General features: G+C 72.6%; 18 protein-coding genes. 6 read left to right on the forward strand and 12 right to left on the reverse strand.

Features of this window, described 5'->3' with window-relative positions; all coding sequences use genetic code 11:
• Positions 1 to 22: 22 nt before the first annotated feature.
• From JEK78_RS20915 to JEK78_RS20925, 3 genes are all read right to left on the reverse strand, one after another.
• A complete protein-coding gene (locus JEK78_RS20915; protein ID WP_200261711.1) occupies positions 23 to 1048 on the reverse strand; it encodes a 6-phosphofructokinase in 1026 nt (341 codons plus the stop codon).
• Positions 1049 to 1272: 224 nt separating this feature from the next.
• Positions 1273 to 2001 (reverse strand): glutamine amidotransferase, encoded by a 729-nt coding sequence (locus tag JEK78_RS20920; protein ID WP_200261712.1) that lies wholly within the window; start codon positions 1999 to 2001, stop codon positions 1273 to 1275.
• 22 nt (positions 2002 to 2023) lie between these two features.
• Entirely contained in the window at positions 2024 to 3262 is a 1239-nt protein-coding gene (locus JEK78_RS20925) for a MurT ligase domain-containing protein (RefSeq protein WP_200261713.1), read from the reverse strand.
• 169 nt (positions 3263 to 3431) lie between these two features.
• On the opposite strand from JEK78_RS20925, the gene def reads away from it, so the two are divergent.
• Positions 3432 to 4010, forward strand: coding sequence for a peptide deformylase (gene def, locus JEK78_RS20930; protein ID WP_200261714.1), 579 nt, complete (start codon positions 3432 to 3434; stop codon positions 4008 to 4010).
• An 18-nt stretch (positions 4011 to 4028) separates the two neighbouring features.
• On the opposite strand, the gene JEK78_RS20935 is transcribed toward def, so the two are convergent.
• On the reverse strand, positions 4029 to 4673 hold the full coding sequence (locus tag JEK78_RS20935; RefSeq protein ID WP_200261715.1) for a TetR family transcriptional regulator: 645 nt from the start codon (positions 4671 to 4673) through the stop codon (positions 4029 to 4031).
• Positions 4674 to 4830: 157 nt separating this feature from the next.
• On the opposite strand from JEK78_RS20935, the gene JEK78_RS20940 reads away from it, so the two are divergent.
• A complete protein-coding gene (locus JEK78_RS20940) occupies positions 4831 to 6057 on the forward strand; it encodes an acyl-CoA dehydrogenase family protein (RefSeq protein WP_200261716.1) in 1227 nt (408 codons plus the stop codon).
• Positions 6058 to 6145: 88 nt separating this feature from the next.
• On the opposite strand, the gene JEK78_RS20945 is transcribed toward JEK78_RS20940, so the two are convergent.
• Together JEK78_RS20945 and JEK78_RS20950 are read right to left on the reverse strand one after the other, a co-directional pair.
• Entirely contained in the window at positions 6146 to 6382 is a 237-nt protein-coding gene (locus JEK78_RS20945) for a DUF6213 family protein (protein ID WP_200261717.1), read from the reverse strand.
• A gap of 28 nt (positions 6383 to 6410) precedes the next feature.
• Complete coding sequence (locus tag JEK78_RS20950; protein WP_200261718.1) at positions 6411 to 7796, reverse strand: NADP-dependent succinic semialdehyde dehydrogenase; 1386 nt, start codon at positions 7794 to 7796, stop codon at positions 6411 to 6413.
• Positions 7797 to 8064: 268 nt separating this feature from the next.
• On the opposite strand from JEK78_RS20950, the gene JEK78_RS20955 reads away from it, so the two are divergent.
• Positions 8065 to 9036 carry an NADPH:quinone oxidoreductase family protein gene (locus JEK78_RS20955; protein ID WP_200261719.1) on the forward strand — a complete coding sequence of 324 codons (972 nt, stop codon included), beginning with the start codon at positions 8065 to 8067 and terminating at the stop codon, positions 9034 to 9036.
• Positions 9037 to 9375: 339 nt separating this feature from the next.
• Positions 9376 to 9570 (forward strand): hypothetical protein, encoded by a 195-nt coding sequence (locus JEK78_RS20960; protein WP_200261720.1) that lies wholly within the window; start codon positions 9376 to 9378, stop codon positions 9568 to 9570.
• A gap of 5 nt (positions 9571 to 9575) precedes the next feature.
• Here JEK78_RS20960 and JEK78_RS20965 read toward each other — a convergent pair whose 3' ends face one another.
• From JEK78_RS20965 to JEK78_RS20980, 4 genes are all read right to left on the reverse strand, one after another.
• Complete coding sequence (locus JEK78_RS20965) at positions 9576 to 10820, reverse strand: phosphodiester glycosidase family protein (RefSeq protein WP_200264284.1); 1245 nt, start codon at positions 10818 to 10820, stop codon at positions 9576 to 9578.
• A gap of 88 nt (positions 10821 to 10908) precedes the next feature.
• Positions 10909 to 11274: a DUF779 domain-containing protein gene (locus tag JEK78_RS20970; protein WP_200261721.1), complete on the reverse strand. Its 366-nt coding sequence runs from the start codon at positions 11272 to 11274 to the stop codon at positions 10909 to 10911.
• A gap of 135 nt (positions 11275 to 11409) precedes the next feature.
• Positions 11410 to 11799 carry a luciferase family protein gene (locus JEK78_RS20975; RefSeq protein WP_200261722.1) on the reverse strand — a complete coding sequence of 130 codons (390 nt, stop codon included), beginning with the start codon at positions 11797 to 11799 and terminating at the stop codon, positions 11410 to 11412.
• 176 nt (positions 11800 to 11975) lie between these two features.
• Positions 11976 to 12839 (reverse strand): universal stress protein, encoded by an 864-nt coding sequence (locus JEK78_RS20980; protein WP_200261723.1) that lies wholly within the window; start codon positions 12837 to 12839, stop codon positions 11976 to 11978.
• A gap of 297 nt (positions 12840 to 13136) precedes the next feature.
• Here JEK78_RS20980 and JEK78_RS20985 point away from each other — a divergent pair, with 297 nt between their 5' ends.
• On the forward strand, positions 13137 to 13739 hold the full coding sequence (locus tag JEK78_RS20985; protein ID WP_200261724.1) for an AAA family ATPase: 603 nt from the start codon (positions 13137 to 13139) through the stop codon (positions 13737 to 13739).
• Between the two features lie 134 nt (positions 13740 to 13873).
• Positions 13874 to 14359: a pyridoxamine 5'-phosphate oxidase family protein gene (locus JEK78_RS20990; protein ID WP_200261725.1), complete on the forward strand. Its 486-nt coding sequence runs from the start codon at positions 13874 to 13876 to the stop codon at positions 14357 to 14359.
• On the opposite strand, the gene JEK78_RS20995 is transcribed toward JEK78_RS20990, so the two are convergent.
• Positions 14333 to 14719: an STAS domain-containing protein gene (locus JEK78_RS20995; RefSeq protein ID WP_200261726.1), complete on the reverse strand. Its 387-nt coding sequence runs from the start codon at positions 14717 to 14719 to the stop codon at positions 14333 to 14335. The genes JEK78_RS20990 and JEK78_RS20995 overlap by 27 nt on opposite strands.
• Before the next feature lie 151 nt (positions 14720 to 14870).
• A complete protein-coding gene (locus JEK78_RS21000) occupies positions 14871 to 15275 on the reverse strand; it encodes a cold shock domain-containing protein (protein ID WP_200261727.1) in 405 nt (134 codons plus the stop codon).
• Positions 15276 to 15407 lie beyond the last annotated feature (132 nt).

The following is a 15407-nucleotide window of genomic DNA, read 5'->3' on the forward strand; positions in this document are numbered from 1 at the left end:
GCGGTTCTGCCGCCGGTCGGGGCTAGAGCACGCACTCCGCCTCGGCGTACCGGCCCTCGGGGACGGTCTTGAGGGACTCCACCGCGTCGGCCAGTGGCACCGTGACGATCTCCGTGCCGCGCAGCGCGGTCATCCGGCCGAACTCGCCGCGGTGGGCGGCCTCCACCGCGTGCCAGCCGAACCGCGTGGCGAGCACCCGGTCGTACGCCGTCGGGGTGCCGCCGCGCTGGACGTGTCCGAGGATCACCGGGCGCGCCTCCTTGCCCAGGCGTCGCTCCAGCTCCAGCGAGAGCTGGCGGGCCACCCCCGCGAAGCGTCGGTGGCCGTAGACGTCCTCGCCGCCTTCGTCGAAGGCCATCGTGCCCGGCTCGGGCTTGGCGCCCTCGGCGACCACGACGATCGCGAACCGCTTGCCGGCGGCGAAGCGCTCACCGACCTTGGCGGTGAGCGCGTCGATGTCGAAGGGGCGCTCGGGAACGACAACGGCGTGCGCCCCTGCCGCCATGCCGGAGTGCAGCGCGATCCAACCGGTGTGGCGGCCCATCACCTCCACGATGAGCACGCGCTGATGGGACTCGGCGGTGGTCTTCAGCCGGTCCAGCGCCTCCGTCGCCACCGTGACGGCCGTGTCGAAGCCGAAGGTGACGTCCGTCGCGGAGATGTCGTTGTCGATGGTCTTGGGCACGCCGACTATCGGCAGGCCGTGGTCGGACAGCAGCCTGGCCGCCTTCAAGGTGCCCTCGCCGCCGATCGGGACGACGGCGTCGAGCCCGAGATCCCGTACGTGCCCCCTGGCCCGTTCCACGCCGTCCCGGAGGTGCTCGGGACGGACCCGGGAGGAACCGAGGATCGTGCCGCCGAGCGCCAGGATGCCGCCCACGGCGTCCAGGTCGAGCTTGAGGTAGTCGCCTTCCAGGAGGCCCTTCCAGCCGTCCCGGAAGCCGACGACCTCGTCGCCGTGGTCGGCGACGGAGCGGTGTACGACGGACCGGATCACGGCGTTCAGGCCGGGACAGTCGCCGCCGGAGGTGAGGACACCAATGCGCATAGCCCGCTATACCTTCTCCACATGGGCTTGGGGACCGGACCGCGCTGTCCGGCTCGATCCCCGCCACCCTAGCGGCATCGGCGGGTCGCCCCGAACGGTGTGTCCGACAGCTGGACCCACCCGCTCACCTGTGCGGACGGGCTGTCGAATGCGCCTGCCGCACCTCGACGGAACGTCCCGGTGTCCCCGGCGGACGAGGCCGTTGCCCGCCGGTCGACCGTGACCTAGGCGGGCTGCTCGGCGGCCGCGATGCGTTCCTCGCGCAGCGCCTCGTACCACCGGTCGTCCGTCGGCGGCAACGCGTTGACGTCGAGGGCCAGCTTCAGCAGCAGGTCGGCGATCTGAGGGTTTCGGGCCAGCACCGGTCCGTGCATGTAGGTCCCGAAGACCGTGTCGTTGTAGGCGCCCTCGGTGCTGTCGCCCGTGCCGTTGCCGTTGCCGAAGCGGACCCGGGCCAGGGGGCGGGCGGTGGGGCCCAGGCGGGTGACGCCTTGGTGGTTCTCGAATCCGGTCAGCGGTGGCAGGCCCAGGCGCGGGTCGATGTCGCCCAGGACGTCGCCGACGCATCGCTCGCCCTCGCCGCGCATCGAGACCACATCGAGCAGCCCGAGACCCTGCTCACGTCTGCCGAGGTCGTTGACGAACTCGTGGCCCAGGATCTGGTAGCCGGCGCAGACGGAGAAGAGGATGGCGCCGTTGCCCGCCGCCCGCTCCAGCCCGCCGTCGCGGCGGAGTCGCTCCGCGGCCAGGCGTTGGGGGCGGTCCTCGCCCCCGCCGATCAGATAGATGTCGCCGGAGGTGGGGATCTGCTGGTCGCTGCGTACGTCCACCCGGGCGACGTCCAGGCCGCGCTGCCGGGCCCGGCGTTCGATGACGAGGACGTTGCCCTGGTCGCCGTAGGTGCTGAGCAGGTCCGGGTAGATCCAGACGACCCGGAGTTGGTTGTCGCTCACGAGACTCCCTGAGGTGCGGTGGTCAGTTGCCGACCCGGCGGCGCAGATCCTGGAAGGCGGTGTAGTTGGCGATGACCTCGATCCGGCCCGGCGGGCACAGCCGCACCGCCTCGTCGAGGTTCTCGCACACCTGGAACCGCTGGTCGGCGACCTCCAGTCGCACGGCCAGGTCCAGCCTGCGGTCGCCGACGACGCAGATGGGGTGGCCCGAGAGCCGACCGTAGTCCACGTCCCAGAGCCAGGAGGTGTCGGTCCCGTCGGCGCCCCGCGCGTTGACCGACAGGATGACCGGCGTCGGGGGCGGGTCGATGAGAGAGAACGTCTCCAACCAGCCGGCCGGGTTCTTCGCCAGCAGAAGGCGCAGGTCCCGGTCCTGGAAGCGCACCACGTCGTAGCGCCCCGCCACCGCCTCCACCTCGTGCATGCGTTCCAAGGCGACCTGGGGCGGTACTCCGAACACGGCGGCCACCGCCGCGGAGGAGGCGGCGTTGGCCTTGTTGGCCCGCCCCGGCAGTCGCAGCCGGATCGGCCACGCGGACCCCTGGGGGTCGAGCACGTGGTCGCCGGAGAGCGCCCAGGTCGGCCGCGGTCGACGGAACCCGCACTCGCCGCAGAACCAGTCTTCGCCGGGGCGCTGCATCACGCCGCCACACGACGGGCAGGACCAGGCGTCGTCCTTCCACATCTGGCCCGCGGCCACCCAGACGACGTGCGGCGAGGAGGACGCGGCCCACACCACCAGCGGATCGTCGCAGTTGGCCACGACCACGGCCTTCGAGCCGGCCAGTCCCTCCCGCCAGTTCTCCGCGAGCATCCGGGTCTCGGCGGCGCGGTCGAGCTGGTCGCGGGAGAGGTTCAGCAGGGCGATGCACTTCGGATCCGTGTCGCGGGCCACCCCGGCGAGGTACTTCTCGTCCACCTCGATGACGCCGAAACGGGCGTCGGAGTTGCCCGCCAGCGCGGAGGTGATACCGGCCGGCATGTTGGCGCCCAGGGCGTTGGAGACGACCGGCCCGGCCGCCCGGAGGGCCTCCGCGATCAGTCGGGTCGTCGTGGTCTTGCCGTTGGTCGCCGAGACCAGGACGACGTCCAGGTTCTGGGCCAGCCGGGCGAGCAGGTCGGGATCGAGTCGGAGCGCGATCCGGCCGCCGATCACCGAGCCGCTGCCGCGTCCGGCGGCGCGGGACGCCGCCGCGACCGCCTTGCCCGCGGTCACGGCGAGCTTGGCCCGCGGCGTGAGCGGGTCCGAGTTGCCTGCCATCAGTTCTCGATCCTCCTTGCGTACGCGCCGCGCCCGAAGCCTGTGGAGATGGCCGGCCACGTGGTGTGGACCTCAGCCTATCGAGATCATCGCGCACTCCCGAATCCCGCCTCCGCCCCCGGCGGACGGGGCGACGTCCGCCCCTCCCCGGCCCCGTAGCCTGAGGCGCATGCGATACGGCTCGATCCCGGGCGCCCACGGGCGCGTGCGGCCCCTCACCCTGCTCGGCGACCCGGTCCTACGGGAGCCGAGCCGTGACGTCACCGACTTCGGGCCCGGGTTGGGCCGCCTGGTGGAGGACCTGTTCGCGACCATGTACGCGGCGGGCGGTGTCGGCCTCGCCGCCTGTCAGGTCGGCGTGCCGCTGCGGGTGTTCGTGTACGACTGCCCGGACGACGAGGACGTCCGACACCTGGGCCACCTGGTGAACCCGAGGACGGTCGCCACCGACGGGGTGGTGGTGCGCGGTCCCGAGGGCTGCCTCTCGCTACCGGGTCTGGAGGGCGCGACCGAGCGCCATGACCGTGCCGTCGTGGAAGGCCTCACCCTGGCCGGAGAAGCGGTGACGGTGCGGGGCACCGGCTTCTTCGCCCGGTGTCTCCAGCACGAGTGCGACCACCTCGACGGTCGTGTCTACGCGGACCGCCTGGCCGGGTGGCGCGCGAGAAGGCTGGAACGCCGGATCGCCAAGGCTCCGTGGGGTCGTGGCCGGACGCGGGACCGGGGAGGCCCGGCGCGGGGGGAGTGAGCCGGACCTGGCGGTCCGCTATCGGGCCGGGGCGTCCGCGCGGTCGTCCACCGCCGCCAGTCGGCCCCAGAGCAGATCGGCCAGGCATCGCACCAGCTCCCGCCGGGTGCCGGGCCGCTCGCCGAGCCACCAGTCGCCCGCCGCGTGCATCATGCCGACGACGCCGTGCCCCCACACCCTGGCCAGGCGCGCTCCCTCGGGCCCCAGGTCGAGACGTTCCTCGATCACGGTGCCCAGTTCCTCCCCCATCCTCCGCAGCAGGGGGGCGGAGTGTTCGCCGACGTCGAAGCGTGGTTCGTTGGCGTGGCCGCCCTCGGCCGGGTGCATCAGGAAGCGGTACACCTGCGGCTGGGACTCGATGGCCGCCAGGTAGGCGTCCAGGGTGGCCTCGACGCGCTCTCGGCGGTCGCCCGGTCCGTCGAGGGCCGCGCGCAGCGAGTCCAACAGGGCGTCGGTGTGTCGCTCCGCGAGTGCCGCGTAGAGCCCGCCCTTGTCGCCGAAGTGGCGGTAGAGGATGGGCTTGGTGATGCCGGCCTCGGAGGCGATGGCGTTCATCGAGGCACCGGGGCCGTCCCGCAGTACCACGCGCTCGGCGGCCTCCAGGAGGCCTCGACGTCTGTCGTCGGCCGGGCGCCGCCCGTTCTGCCCCGTCGTGGCGTCCATGCGCTCCCCACCCCACTCGCCCGTGCCCCCGTCGAAAGTAGCACCCGGCGGTCCGGCGCGTCGGCCGGGTGGCCCTCCTCGTGGGGAGTTGACTTCCGTACTGGCGGGTAACAGACTCCCGTTACCGCAAGTAACGTCCGGCGCGGCTGGAGGAGACATGGCCGAGTTCACCATGGAGCTCAACGACGATCAGAAGCAGGTTCGGGACTGGCTCCATGGCTTCGCGGCCGATGTCATGCGCCCCGCCGCCGCCGAGTGGGACGAGCGCGAGGAGACCCCCTGGCCCATTCTCCAGGAGGCGGCCAAGGTCGGGATCTACTCCCTCGACTTCTACGCCCAGCAGTACTTCGACACCACCGGACTCGGGATCCCGATGGCGACGGAGGAACTGTTCTGGGGGGACGCCGGCATCGCCCTGTCCATCGTCGGGACCGGTCTCGCCGCCGTCGGCGTCCTCGCCAACGGGACCGAGGAGCAGGTCGGGACCTGGGTCCCGCAGATGTACGGCGACCCGGGAGACGTCAAGGTCGCCGCCTTCTGTTCCTCCGAGCCGGACGCCGGGTCGGACGTGGCCGCCATGCGTACCCGGGCCGTGTACGACGAGGCCAAGGACGAGTGGGTGATCGACGGGACGAAGACCTGGGCCACCAACGGCGGTATCGCCGACGTCCACGTGGTGGTCGCCGTCGTCGATCCCGACCTCGGATCGAAAGGTCACGCCTCCTTCGTCGTCCCGCCCGGCACCCCCGGTCTGTCGCAAGGGCAGAAGTTCAAGAAGCACGGCATCCGCGCCTCGCACACCGCCGAGGTCGTCCTGGACGGCGTCCGGGTCCCCGGCTCCTGCCTGCTCGGCGGCAAGGAGCGGCTCGACGAGCGGCTCGCCAGGGCGCGCGAGCGGGCGACGAAGGGCGGCGAGCGGGTGAAGAACGCCGCGATGGCCACGTTCGAGGCCTCGCGCCCCGCGGTGGGGGCGATGGCCGTCGGTACCGCGCGAGCCGCGTACGAGGTCGCTCTGGAGTACGCCGGTACACGCCGGCAGTTCGGCCGTCCGATCATCGACAACCAGGGCGTCGCCTTCCAGCTCGCCGACATGAGGACCTCCGTGGACGCGGCCCGGCTGCTGGTGTGGCGGGCCTCTTGGATGGCTGCCAACGACAGACCGTTCACCGGGGCGGAGGGCTCCATGTCCAAGCTCTTCGCCAGTGAGACGGCGAAGCGCGTCACCGCCCAGGCCATGCAGATCCTGGGCGGCAACGGCTACACGCGGGAGTACCCGGTGGAGCGGATGCACCGCGACTCGGCCATCTACACGGTCTTCGAGGGAACGAGCGAGATCCAGCGACTGGTCATCGCCCGGACGATCTCCGGGATGCCGATCCGCTGACCCGGCGACCGCGCCGCCCGAGAGTCCGGCCCCGCGCCGCGCCACGGCGGGTCCGGTGCCGCCTCGTCGGGTGGCCGGTCCCGCCCGGTCAGCTCGGCCGCCCGCTGCTGTGGGCGATGCAGGCGACGTCGATCCGGTCGGCCAGCTTCGCCAGCTCGATGGTGAGCGCGGCCACCGTGTCCTCGTCCAGATCGCCCTGCCCGCTCTCCACCAGCCGCACCCACCGACCCCCGACGGTGCGCAGCAGCTTGCTCACGTCGGCGGCGGGCACCTGCAACACGCCGCGGTCGTCCACGATCAGAGGGAGGGTCACTTCGCGGGTCACGGGAAGGGATCGTATCGCCCCCGTGGGCCTACAGCCCCTGCCACACCGTCGTGATGTTGCAGAACTCCCGGATGCCGTGCTCGGACAGTTCGCGCCCGTATCCCGACCGCCGTACGCCCCCGAAGGGGAAGGCGGGATGGGACACCGTCATCCCGTTGACGAACACCCCACCGGCCTCCACGTCCCGGACGAATCGGTCGACCTCGTCCGTGTCGCGCGTCCACAGATTGGAACTCAGCCCGAAGTCGGTGTCGTTGGCGATCAGCAGGGCCTCGTCGAGGTCCGCGGCCCGATAGACCGTGGCCACCGGCCCGAACGCCTCCTCGCGGTGGATGCGCATGTCGCGGTCGATGCCGGTCAGCACGGTGGGCGGGTAGAACCAGCCGGGGCCTTCCGGGATCCGACCGCCGCATCGCGCGTCCGCCCCGCCCCGCACGGCGTCGTCGACCAGTTCGGCCAGGTCGGTGTGGCCCTGTTCACTGGAGAGCGGGCCGACGTCGGTCTCCTCCAGCAGGGGGTCTCCCATTCTCAGGGCCCGCATGCCCTCCGTGAAGCGGTCGGTGAAGGCGTCGTGGACGTCGGCGTGCACGATGAACCGCTTGGCGGCGATGCAGGACTGTCCGCAGTTCTGAGTCCGCGCCGTGACGGCCACCTGCGCGGCCCTCTCCAGGTCCGCGGAGGGCATGACGACGAAGGGGTCGCTGCCGCCCAGCTCCAGCACCGTCTTCTTGATCATTTGGCCGGCCGTCGCCGCCACCGCGCGACCGGCCGGCTCGCTTCCGGTGAGGGTGGCCGCCTTGACCCGCTCGTCGCGCAGGACGCCGTCGACGGTGCTCGAACCGATCAACAGCGTCTGGAAACAGCCCTCGGGGAACCCCGCGCGCCGGAAGAGGTCCTCCAAGTACAGCGCCGTGCGCGGCACGTTGGAGGCGTGCTTCAGAAGGCATACGTTCCCGGCCGTCAGGGCGGGGGCGGCGAAACGGATCACCTGCCACAGGGGGAAGTTCCACGGCATCACCGCCAGCACCGGGCCCAGGGGCCGGTAGCGCACCAGCACCCGGGACGCCCCGGAATCGCGGACGTCCGCCGCGTCGGGCCGCTCGTCCGCGAGCAGGTCCGCGCCCCGGTCGGCGTACCAGCGCATGGCCTTGGCGCACTTGGCGGCCTCCGAACGGGCCTGTGCCACCGGCTTGCCCATCTCCGTGGTGATCACCCGGGCGATCTCGGCCCGGTCCTCGTCGAGCAACTCGGCGGCTCGGCGGAGTGGCGTCGCCCGCTCCGCGAAGGTGGTGGCGCGGTAGGTGCGGAAGGTGGCCTCGGCGAGCAGGAGTCGGCGCTCGACCTCCTCCTGACCCATGGCCTGGTATGTCCTGAGCGTCTCGCCGGTCGCCGGGTTGACCGTCGCGATGGGCATGGTCCGGCCTCCTTGGTCGTCACCCGGTCCCCCCGACGGCGGGGCGCCGCCCACGAGGACCGTCCGTCGCCCGAGTGCTCCGAGGACCGTCCGGGAAACGCGCGCCGAGCGGGAGATCGATCGACGTGCCCGCCGCGGCGAGGTCGCGAGCGGCGGGCAGGGCTCGGTCGCCGCCGAGGCCGGTGGTCCCCGAGTGTTCCCCGACTGGCAAGCGACTGCTTAGTATGCGCGTGAATCGTCCGGACGACGCAGTCGGTGGAGGCCCCGCATGCAGGCATGGCAGGTGCACGAGAACGGCGAGCCGAGCGAGGTGATGCGGCTGTGCGAGGTGGAACCCCCGACACCCGGTGACGGCCAGATCCTGCTGCGGGTACGCGCCGCCAACGTCAACTTCCCCGACGCGCTGCTGTGCCGCGGTCAGTACCAGACACGTCCACCGCTCCCCTTCACGCCCGGCGTGGAGATCTGCGGCGACACCCCGGACGGGCGCCGGGTGATCGCCAACCCCGTCCTGCCCCACGGCGGTTTCGCCGAGTACGCCCTCGCCGACGAGGCCGCCCTGCTCCCGGTGCCCGACGGCCTGGACGACGCCGAGGCCGCCGCGCTGCACATCGGCTATCAGACCGGGTGGTTCGCGCTGCACCGCCGCGCCGGCCTGCGGGCGGGGGAGACGCTCCTGGTCCACGCCGCCGCCGGCGGCGTGGGCAGCGCGGCGGTCCAGCTCGGCAAGGCGGCCGGTGCCACGGTGATCGGCGTCGTCGGCGGTCCGGGGAAGGCGTCCGCGGCGCGGGAACTCGGCTGCGACACGGTGATCGACCGGACCGCCCAGGACGTCGTCGCGGCCGTGAAGGAGGCCACGGCCGGTCGAGGCGCCGACGTGATCTACGACCCGGTCGGCGGCACCGCGTACGCGCAGTCGACCAAGGTCGTCGCCTTCGAGGGGAGAATCGTCGTCGTCGGCTTCGCCGGTGGCGTGATTCCCAGCCCACCCCTGAACCACGCCCTGATCAAGAACTACACCATCATGGGCCTCCACTGGGGCCTCTACGCCGCCCGCGACCCGGAGTCGATCCGGCACTGTCACGAGCGACTCACCGAGCTGGCGCGCCGGGGGGCGATCAGGCCCCTGGTGAGCGAACGGGTACCGCTCACCGACGCCGCCGGCGCGGTGCAACGCGTCGCCGACGGCACCACCACCGGCCGCGTCGCCGTCCTGACCGGTCCTCGGGCCACCTCTTGACCGAGGTCGCCGGGCCGTGGCGGGCGAAAGCGGACCGGCTCGCCCGAGAGCCCGCCGGCGCGCGCCACGAGACGCCCGAGCCCTGACACGGTGGCGGGCCCGCCGCGGCCCGCCACCGTCCCGCGTGTCGCGCGGTGCGAACCGGGACGACGAGGGGACGCCCGACCCGGGCACGGCGAAGGCGCTGGGGCGGGCGGTGTCTGCGCCGCGGCGCGGTCACCCGCCTCCCGGCGGGACAATCACGCGATCGGAGGACAGGTCGGCCCCTGGAACGACCCCCCGCCTACGCGACACTTGCGGCCGGACGCCGCGAAGCCGACGTGGCGGAGGAGGGTGACGATGGCCATCACGATTTCCGTGGTCCTGCTGCTGGCGATCCTGGCGGTGATCTTCCTCCGCAACGGGGGGTTGAAGTTCTCGCACGCCCTGGTCTGCGTGCTCCTCGGCTTCTACCTGGCGGGCAGCGACATGGCACCGACCATCCACGGCGGCTTCGCGGCGACCGCGGACATCGTCGGCAGCCTGAGGCCCTGACCCTCTCAGGCCCACGGAGGAGCGAGGAAGACCCCGATCCCGTTCGCCACCGGTCGCTCGGCCCCGGCGCTCGGTGTGTTGCGGACGGAGACCCGGGGCGCGCCGGGTTCCCGGGTCACGAGGGTGGACGATCCGCCACCGTCCAGGTTGAACCCGTCGACCGCGCCGAGCGCCCGCAACGTGTCCGCCAGTTCGGCGACGGTGAGGCCGGCCCGGTGGCGGGGCGCCCCGTCGAGGACGAGGAGGAGCACGAGACGCCCACCGTCCGCCAGGCCCACGGCGGTCCGCACGGCGGAGGTCCGGTCGTCGAGGCCGGGAACCGGCCGTCCGTCCTCCATCAGCGGGTGGCCGCCCAGCGCGAAGCGGAACGGCACCCGGGAAGCCGAGGCGACCAGCCGATAACCCACCCGCACGGGTTCACCGGGTGTCATCGCCCGCAGCCGCTCCGCCCCCGCCTCCCGCCCCACGAGCACGGTCGTGCCCGGGGGGATCGGCCCTCCGCCCGGTGTGGTGGACGAGGTCACGACGCGTCCGCCGCGGACCGTCACCTCGTGTGTGTCCGCACTGCACGGCGCCGAACGGTGGGTGTCGTCGCCACAGGTGGCCCGTCGCCGTGGGGCGGTCCCCCAGACCGTGGTGAAGGCGCCCACCGAGTCGACCGGGAGGGCGTACTGGTTGAGCCCTCCCAGTGGAACCGTCTCCGACCGGGCGGCGACCGTGCCGTCCAGTTCCAGCCGGTCCACTCGCGCCCTGCGGTCCACTCCCACACCGATCACCTCCCGACCGGTGGCCCCCGGGGGCGGGGCGGGGCCGAAGCGTTGGCCGGAGGGGACCGCGGCCTTCAGCGGCCGACCCTCGGCGATCATCGGCCCCACGCCGGCACCGGTCGCCGGGCGGTCGGGGCGTCGTGCGTCGCCGATGTCGAAGAAGTCGCCGTTGACCCCTGCCACGGCGCCGCGCTCGTCCGCCAGGCGGGACACCGCGGTCCGCTGCGCGACGAAGCCCCCGTGCAGCGGCCCCAGCCGCACCCGGGGGTCGTGAAGATCGACGCGGAGGAGGTGGGCATGGGCCGTACCGCCCGCGGCGTACAGGTCGAACTCCCGGTACGCCACGCCCGGAGCCACGATCGTCCACCGGGGCGCGCCCCCGGGCACGGCCCCTGCCGACCCCGCGCCGGCCGTCGTGCCGAGGACGGTCAGCAGGGCGACGACGGAGCGGGCCGCCCGCGACCGGTCGCGGCGGAGAGCGATCCGCCCCACGGCACCACCCCCGAAAAAGGTCGTCGACGCCGCCACGCGAGCGGTGGTGACGCGGCAGAGAATGGCCTCCCAAGGGCCGCTACCCGTCGACGACGCGCGAGCGGATGAGAAAGCGCACCCCCTCGGGCGCTTCCAGGGAGAAGCCGCTGCCGCGACCCTCCACGACGTCGACGATCAGCCGGGTGTGGCTCCACAACGCGTACTGACTGCGCGACATCCAGAACGCCACCGACTCCGAGACACCCGGCACCTCCAGCTCCGCGAGCAGGACGTCCGCGTCTCCGGTACGGAACTCGCCCGCCGGATAGCACATCGGGGAACTGCCGTCACAGCAGCCACCCGACTGGTGGAACATCAGGGGACCGTGGGCCTCGCGCAGCCGACGCAGCAGTCCGGCGGCGGCGGGGGTGACATCGACACGGGGAATCTCGTATGAGTCCTGCATGCCCGTATGTCAGCACGGGGAACGTTGCGACAGGGTTGCGCCGCGGGCACACGTCGACCCGGGCGCGCGCTCTCCGTCCCCGTCCGGTGGGTCGTCCGGGCGAGGAGGTGCCGCCGGCGACCGTCGCCGGCCGTGTCAGCCGCCCGGGACGCCGTCGCGTGGAAGGACCGTGACGCGGTGGTGGTTGCACCCGGTGGGGGGTTCCGGGACCGGGTGTGTCTGGTGGGCCTTGAGTGCGATGCTGACCAGGCTCAACAGCAGGTCGACATCGGCGTCGCAGTCCAGGTGGACCGTCACCCAGCGGGAACCGGGCAGGAGGTGGAGTGCGCTCGACGCGCCGAGGTCGTAGTGGAACCGTTGGATGATCCGGCGGGTGAGGTTCAGGTCCACGTCACGGTCGGAGTGGAAGTGGACGATCTCGTCGCGGGAGCAACGGAGCGCCTGCCCGATGCCGCAACCGGCGGGTCCGACGGTGAGGTCGGGCCAGGACTGCAGCCGCTGGAGGGCGCGCTGGGCCAGTGTCATGCCCCCATCCTCGTCCGATCACCGGGCCGCAACCAGGGGTTGAGGGATTCGTAACCGGCGCGAGAGGCCCGGGAGGAGGGAGGCCGGCCGAAACCCCGTGGAGCCCCGCCGGCCCACCGCCGGTGCACACGGGGTTCGCCGGAGTCCGGCCAACGCCGGGGGGCCTCCCGCCGTGCTCAGCCCCGGACGACCGCGACGGGGCAGTGGGCGTGGTGCAGCAGGGCCTGGCTGACGGAGCCGAGTAGCAGGCCGGTGAAGCCGCCCCGTCCCCGGGTGCCGGCCACCATCAGCCGTGCCTCCCGGCTGGTCTCGATCAGGGTGTTGCGCACTCTGGCTTGTACCAGCCGGGTCTCCACCTCCACCTCGGGATGGGCCGCGCGGGCTTGGGTCAAGGCTTCTTCGAGAAGGTCGCCCTCGGCCTCGCGGATGCGGTCGATGTCCGCCACGACGGCGGCGAGGGGGTCGCCGGGACCGGCGTAGGCCCGCTCGTTCCAGGTGTTCCAGACGTGCACGGCCACCAGCGGGGCTTTCCGCAGGGCGGCTTCCGCGAACGCGAACTCCACCGCGGCCTGCCCGGCCGGGGAGCCGTCCACGGCGAGCACGACCGGCCCGGAGGGGTCGGGCCGTCCCCGGACCACGACCAGCGGGCAGTGCCCGTGCGCGGCGAGGTGCACGGCCGTCGAGCCCAGGAGCAACTCGGAGAATCCGTTGAGGCCCCTGCCGCCGACCACGGCCAGAGCCGCGGACCGGGTCTCGGACTCCAGGGCCTCGGTAGCCCCGCCTGTGACGACGGACCGTTCCACCCGTACCCCCGGAGCCGCCTTCTCCGCCTCCGCGGCGGCTCGGTCGAGAGTGTCCCCGACCATCGGCTCGTGATCTCCGTCGCCCCGGTACTCGGACCCCCCGGGCCGAGCGGGCCCGCCCAGGGCGTGCACCAACCGCAGCGGCACGTTTCTCAGGGCTGCCTCGCCCGCCGCGACACCGACCGCGTCGAGGCTGGAGGGGGAGCCGTCCACCCCCGCGATCACCGGATGACTCATCGTGCGTTTCCTTCCCGGGGCCGTCCACGCGTCCCTTCGGTGACCGAGGCTCCACCCCCCCGAGGTCCGGTGCCCAGGGACCGTCCGGGCCGTCACCCGGGCCGACCGGCCCCGCTTGGGTCGACGCCCGAACGCCGCCCCGGGGGTTCGGGAGCGCGGACGAGTACAGATCGGCGCCCGTGACCGAAGCGGCCCGGACCCGTCACGAACACGGTGAACGGACCCAGGACCGGTCCGAGAAGATCTCGACCCGACGCTCCCGAGATCCGGGACGGTGCGATGTGTGATCATATTTCCATGCGGCCTGGGCGTATCATCTTCCTCAACGGCACGTCCAGTTCGGGCAAGTCCTCCATCGCGAGAGAACTGCTCGACATCCTCGACGACGGGGTGTTCTTCCACCTGGCGGTCGACGATTTCAACGCCATGCGGACCAGGCGTCCGCTCGCGGCCGGGGAACTCGACGCGGCGTTGCGGCGGACCCGGATGGGATTCCACCGCTCGGTGGCCGCCATGGCGGAGGTGGGCAACGACATCGTCCTGGACCACGTCCTGAGCGAGCCCTGGAGGCTGCTGGACTGCCTGACGGTACTGCGGCCCGACGACGTGCTCTTCGTCGGCGTCCACTGCCCGCTCGCGGAACTGACCCGCCGCGAAGAGGCTCGGGGCGACCGCCCGGCGGGCCTCGCCGCTCGACAGTTCGATCTGGTGCATCGGCACGGCGACTACGATCTGGAGTGCGACACCGGCGACAGCGACCCCCGCGAGTGCGCGAGGCGCATCGCCGAGTTCCTTCCCGAGCGCCCCCGGCCCACCGCCTTCGCCCGGCTGCGCCGACGCCATTTGGGGAACGACGGCCGGCCCGCGGAGTGCCGGCGCGGCGGCGCGGGAGCCAGGTGATCGCTCCCCCGACGGGCACGGGTCCGTCGGGGAGACGTCCCGGGACATCGGGGTCGGACGGCCCTCCCGTTCGCGCACCCGCTCGCAGGACGATGGCGGCGGCCACGACAACCGGAGACGAGGACGGTCCGCTGGTGTATCGCAACGACGGCTTCCGGGAACTCGACCGTCGGGAGAGCTTGTGCCTGCTGGCGACGGCGACGGTGGGGCGCGTCGTCTACACCAGTCAGGCGCTGCCCGCCATCCAGCCGGTCGCCTTCGAGTTGGACGGAGACGGTGCCGTGCTCCTGCGGGCGTCCGCGCACTCGGACGTTCCCGACGCCGTCGACGGGGCCGTGGTGGCCTTCGAGGCCGACGAGGTGGACCTCCTCGCCCACACGGGCTGGAGCGTCGTCGTGACCGGGCCCGCCTCCGTCCTGCGCGCGGCGGGCGGGCCCCGGCGGGCCGGGCGGGGAGAACCGCCCGAGGGGGACCGTCGATCCCCCTCTGTGCTCGTTCGTGTCGAACCCGACCTCGTGGCGGGTCGGATGCTGGTGGCCAGGCGTGGCCCACACGGTTCGGCCCCGCTCGACTCGGCGTCTCCGCCCGACGTCTCAGCGGGTCGCCGCTGTCTCGGCTGAGCGAGTCGGCCGGCCGATCCCCTCCGCCCACCGGCACGGCTCGAACATCGTGTCGAGCCCTGTCGCGCGCAGCAGTCGGGGCACCTGCCCGCCCCCGGTGATCAGCCGGCACCTGCCGTGACGCAGCAACGCGCGGTTCCGGGCCCGGCACAGCAGGCCGAGACCCGTGCAGTCCATGAAGGTCACTCCGCGTACGTCGATCACGAGGTCGGGACGGGAGGCGTCGGTCAGCGCGTCCAGCCTGGCTCTGACCCGCGGTGCCGAGCCGAGGTCGATCTCTCCCCGGAGTTCCACGAAGGTGGTCTCCCCGTCCCGGCGCGCGGTGACGTGTGTCGTGGTGCGGTCGCAGGTGAGGGTCATGACCCGAGCCAACTCCACCGCGGGCGCGACCGGTAGGGGCTTTGGGCCCTATGTCGTCCTCTTCGCCACGCATCGGGACCCCGGCCACGAGGTGACCCGTCCGGCGCCGTCACGGCGGGAGCGATCTCGGCGGTGCCGGAGGGAGGGCGGTTCAGCCGTCCGTCCATCCGCGATTCTTGGCGAAGTGCAGCAGGCCACGTCGGACCTGAGTGATCTGCTCGCCGGTCAGCGTCGGACAGGCGGACAGCAGCACCTCCGTCACCTCGTGCACGTACTCCTGGGCGGTCAGCACGTCGCACAGCGGGTCGTCGCCGTCCGGCTGCCGCCCCGGCCCGGGGAGAGCGGCCACCACTCCGGGCGCCAAGCGCACGTCGGACGCCTTCAGCCCCCGGTCCCCCTCCTCGACGTCGAACTCGACGAGAATCCCGGGCCGCACCTGGTGCTCGGGGATCTCCAGGTCGTTGGCGTGCAGGAAGACGTCCTCCCCACCGTGGTCCGGCGTGATGAACCCATAGCCCCGTACGGCGTCGAACCGCACCACACGACCGGCGACCATGACCGCAACCCCTCACCACGAACACCGGGCGTACCCGGATCGACGACGACACCGGGCGCGGTGCCCGGACCGACGACGAGGGCGGGCACCTCGCCCGGATCATCGTCGGGCTCGAAGCGTACGCCGAAGCCG

Source organism: Streptomyces sp. HSG2 (assembly GCF_016598575.1).
Lineage (GTDB): Bacteria > Actinomycetota > Actinomycetes > Streptomycetales > Streptomycetaceae > Streptomyces.

Bases quoted from the DNA above. Each gene is read 5' to 3' on its own strand.
- JEK78_RS21000 (WP_200261727.1), bottom strand. From the start codon at position 15,275: ATGGTCGCCGGTCGTGTGGTGCGGTTCGACGCCGTACGGGGCTATGGG.
- JEK78_RS20960 (WP_200261720.1), top strand. From the start codon at position 9,376: ATGGCCATCACGATTTCCGTGGTCCTGCTGCTGGCGATCCTGGCGGTG.
- JEK78_RS20970 (WP_200261721.1), bottom strand. From the start codon at position 11,274: ATGCAGGACTCATACGAGATTCCCCGTGTCGATGTCACCCCCGCCGCC.
- JEK78_RS20950 (WP_200261718.1), bottom strand. From the start codon at position 7,796: ATGCCCATCGCGACGGTCAACCCGGCGACCGGCGAGACGCTCAGGACA.
- JEK78_RS20940 (WP_200261716.1), top strand. From the start codon at position 4,831: ATGGCCGAGTTCACCATGGAGCTCAACGACGATCAGAAGCAGGTTCGG.
- JEK78_RS20955 (WP_200261719.1), top strand. From the start codon at position 8,065: ATGCAGGCATGGCAGGTGCACGAGAACGGCGAGCCGAGCGAGGTGATG.
- def (WP_200261714.1), top strand. From the start codon at position 3,432: ATGCGATACGGCTCGATCCCGGGCGCCCACGGGCGCGTGCGGCCCCTC.
- JEK78_RS20915 (WP_200261711.1), bottom strand. From the start codon at position 1,048: ATGCGCATTGGTGTCCTCACCTCCGGCGGCGACTGTCCCGGCCTGAAC.
- JEK78_RS20985 (WP_200261724.1), top strand. From the start codon at position 13,137: ATGCGGCCTGGGCGTATCATCTTCCTCAACGGCACGTCCAGTTCGGGC.
- JEK78_RS20935 (WP_200261715.1), bottom strand. From the start codon at position 4,673: ATGGACGCCACGACGGGGCAGAACGGGCGGCGCCCGGCCGACGACAGA.
- JEK78_RS20995 (WP_200261726.1), bottom strand. From the start codon at position 14,719: ATGACCCTCACCTGCGACCGCACCACGACACACGTCACCGCGCGCCGG.
- JEK78_RS20975 (WP_200261722.1), bottom strand. From the start codon at position 11,799: ATGACACTGGCCCAGCGCGCCCTCCAGCGGCTGCAGTCCTGGCCCGAC.
- JEK78_RS20925 (WP_200261713.1), bottom strand. From the start codon at position 3,262: ATGGCAGGCAACTCGGACCCGCTCACGCCGCGGGCCAAGCTCGCCGTG.
- JEK78_RS20980 (WP_200261723.1), bottom strand. From the start codon at position 12,839: ATGAGTCATCCGGTGATCGCGGGGGTGGACGGCTCCCCCTCCAGCCTC.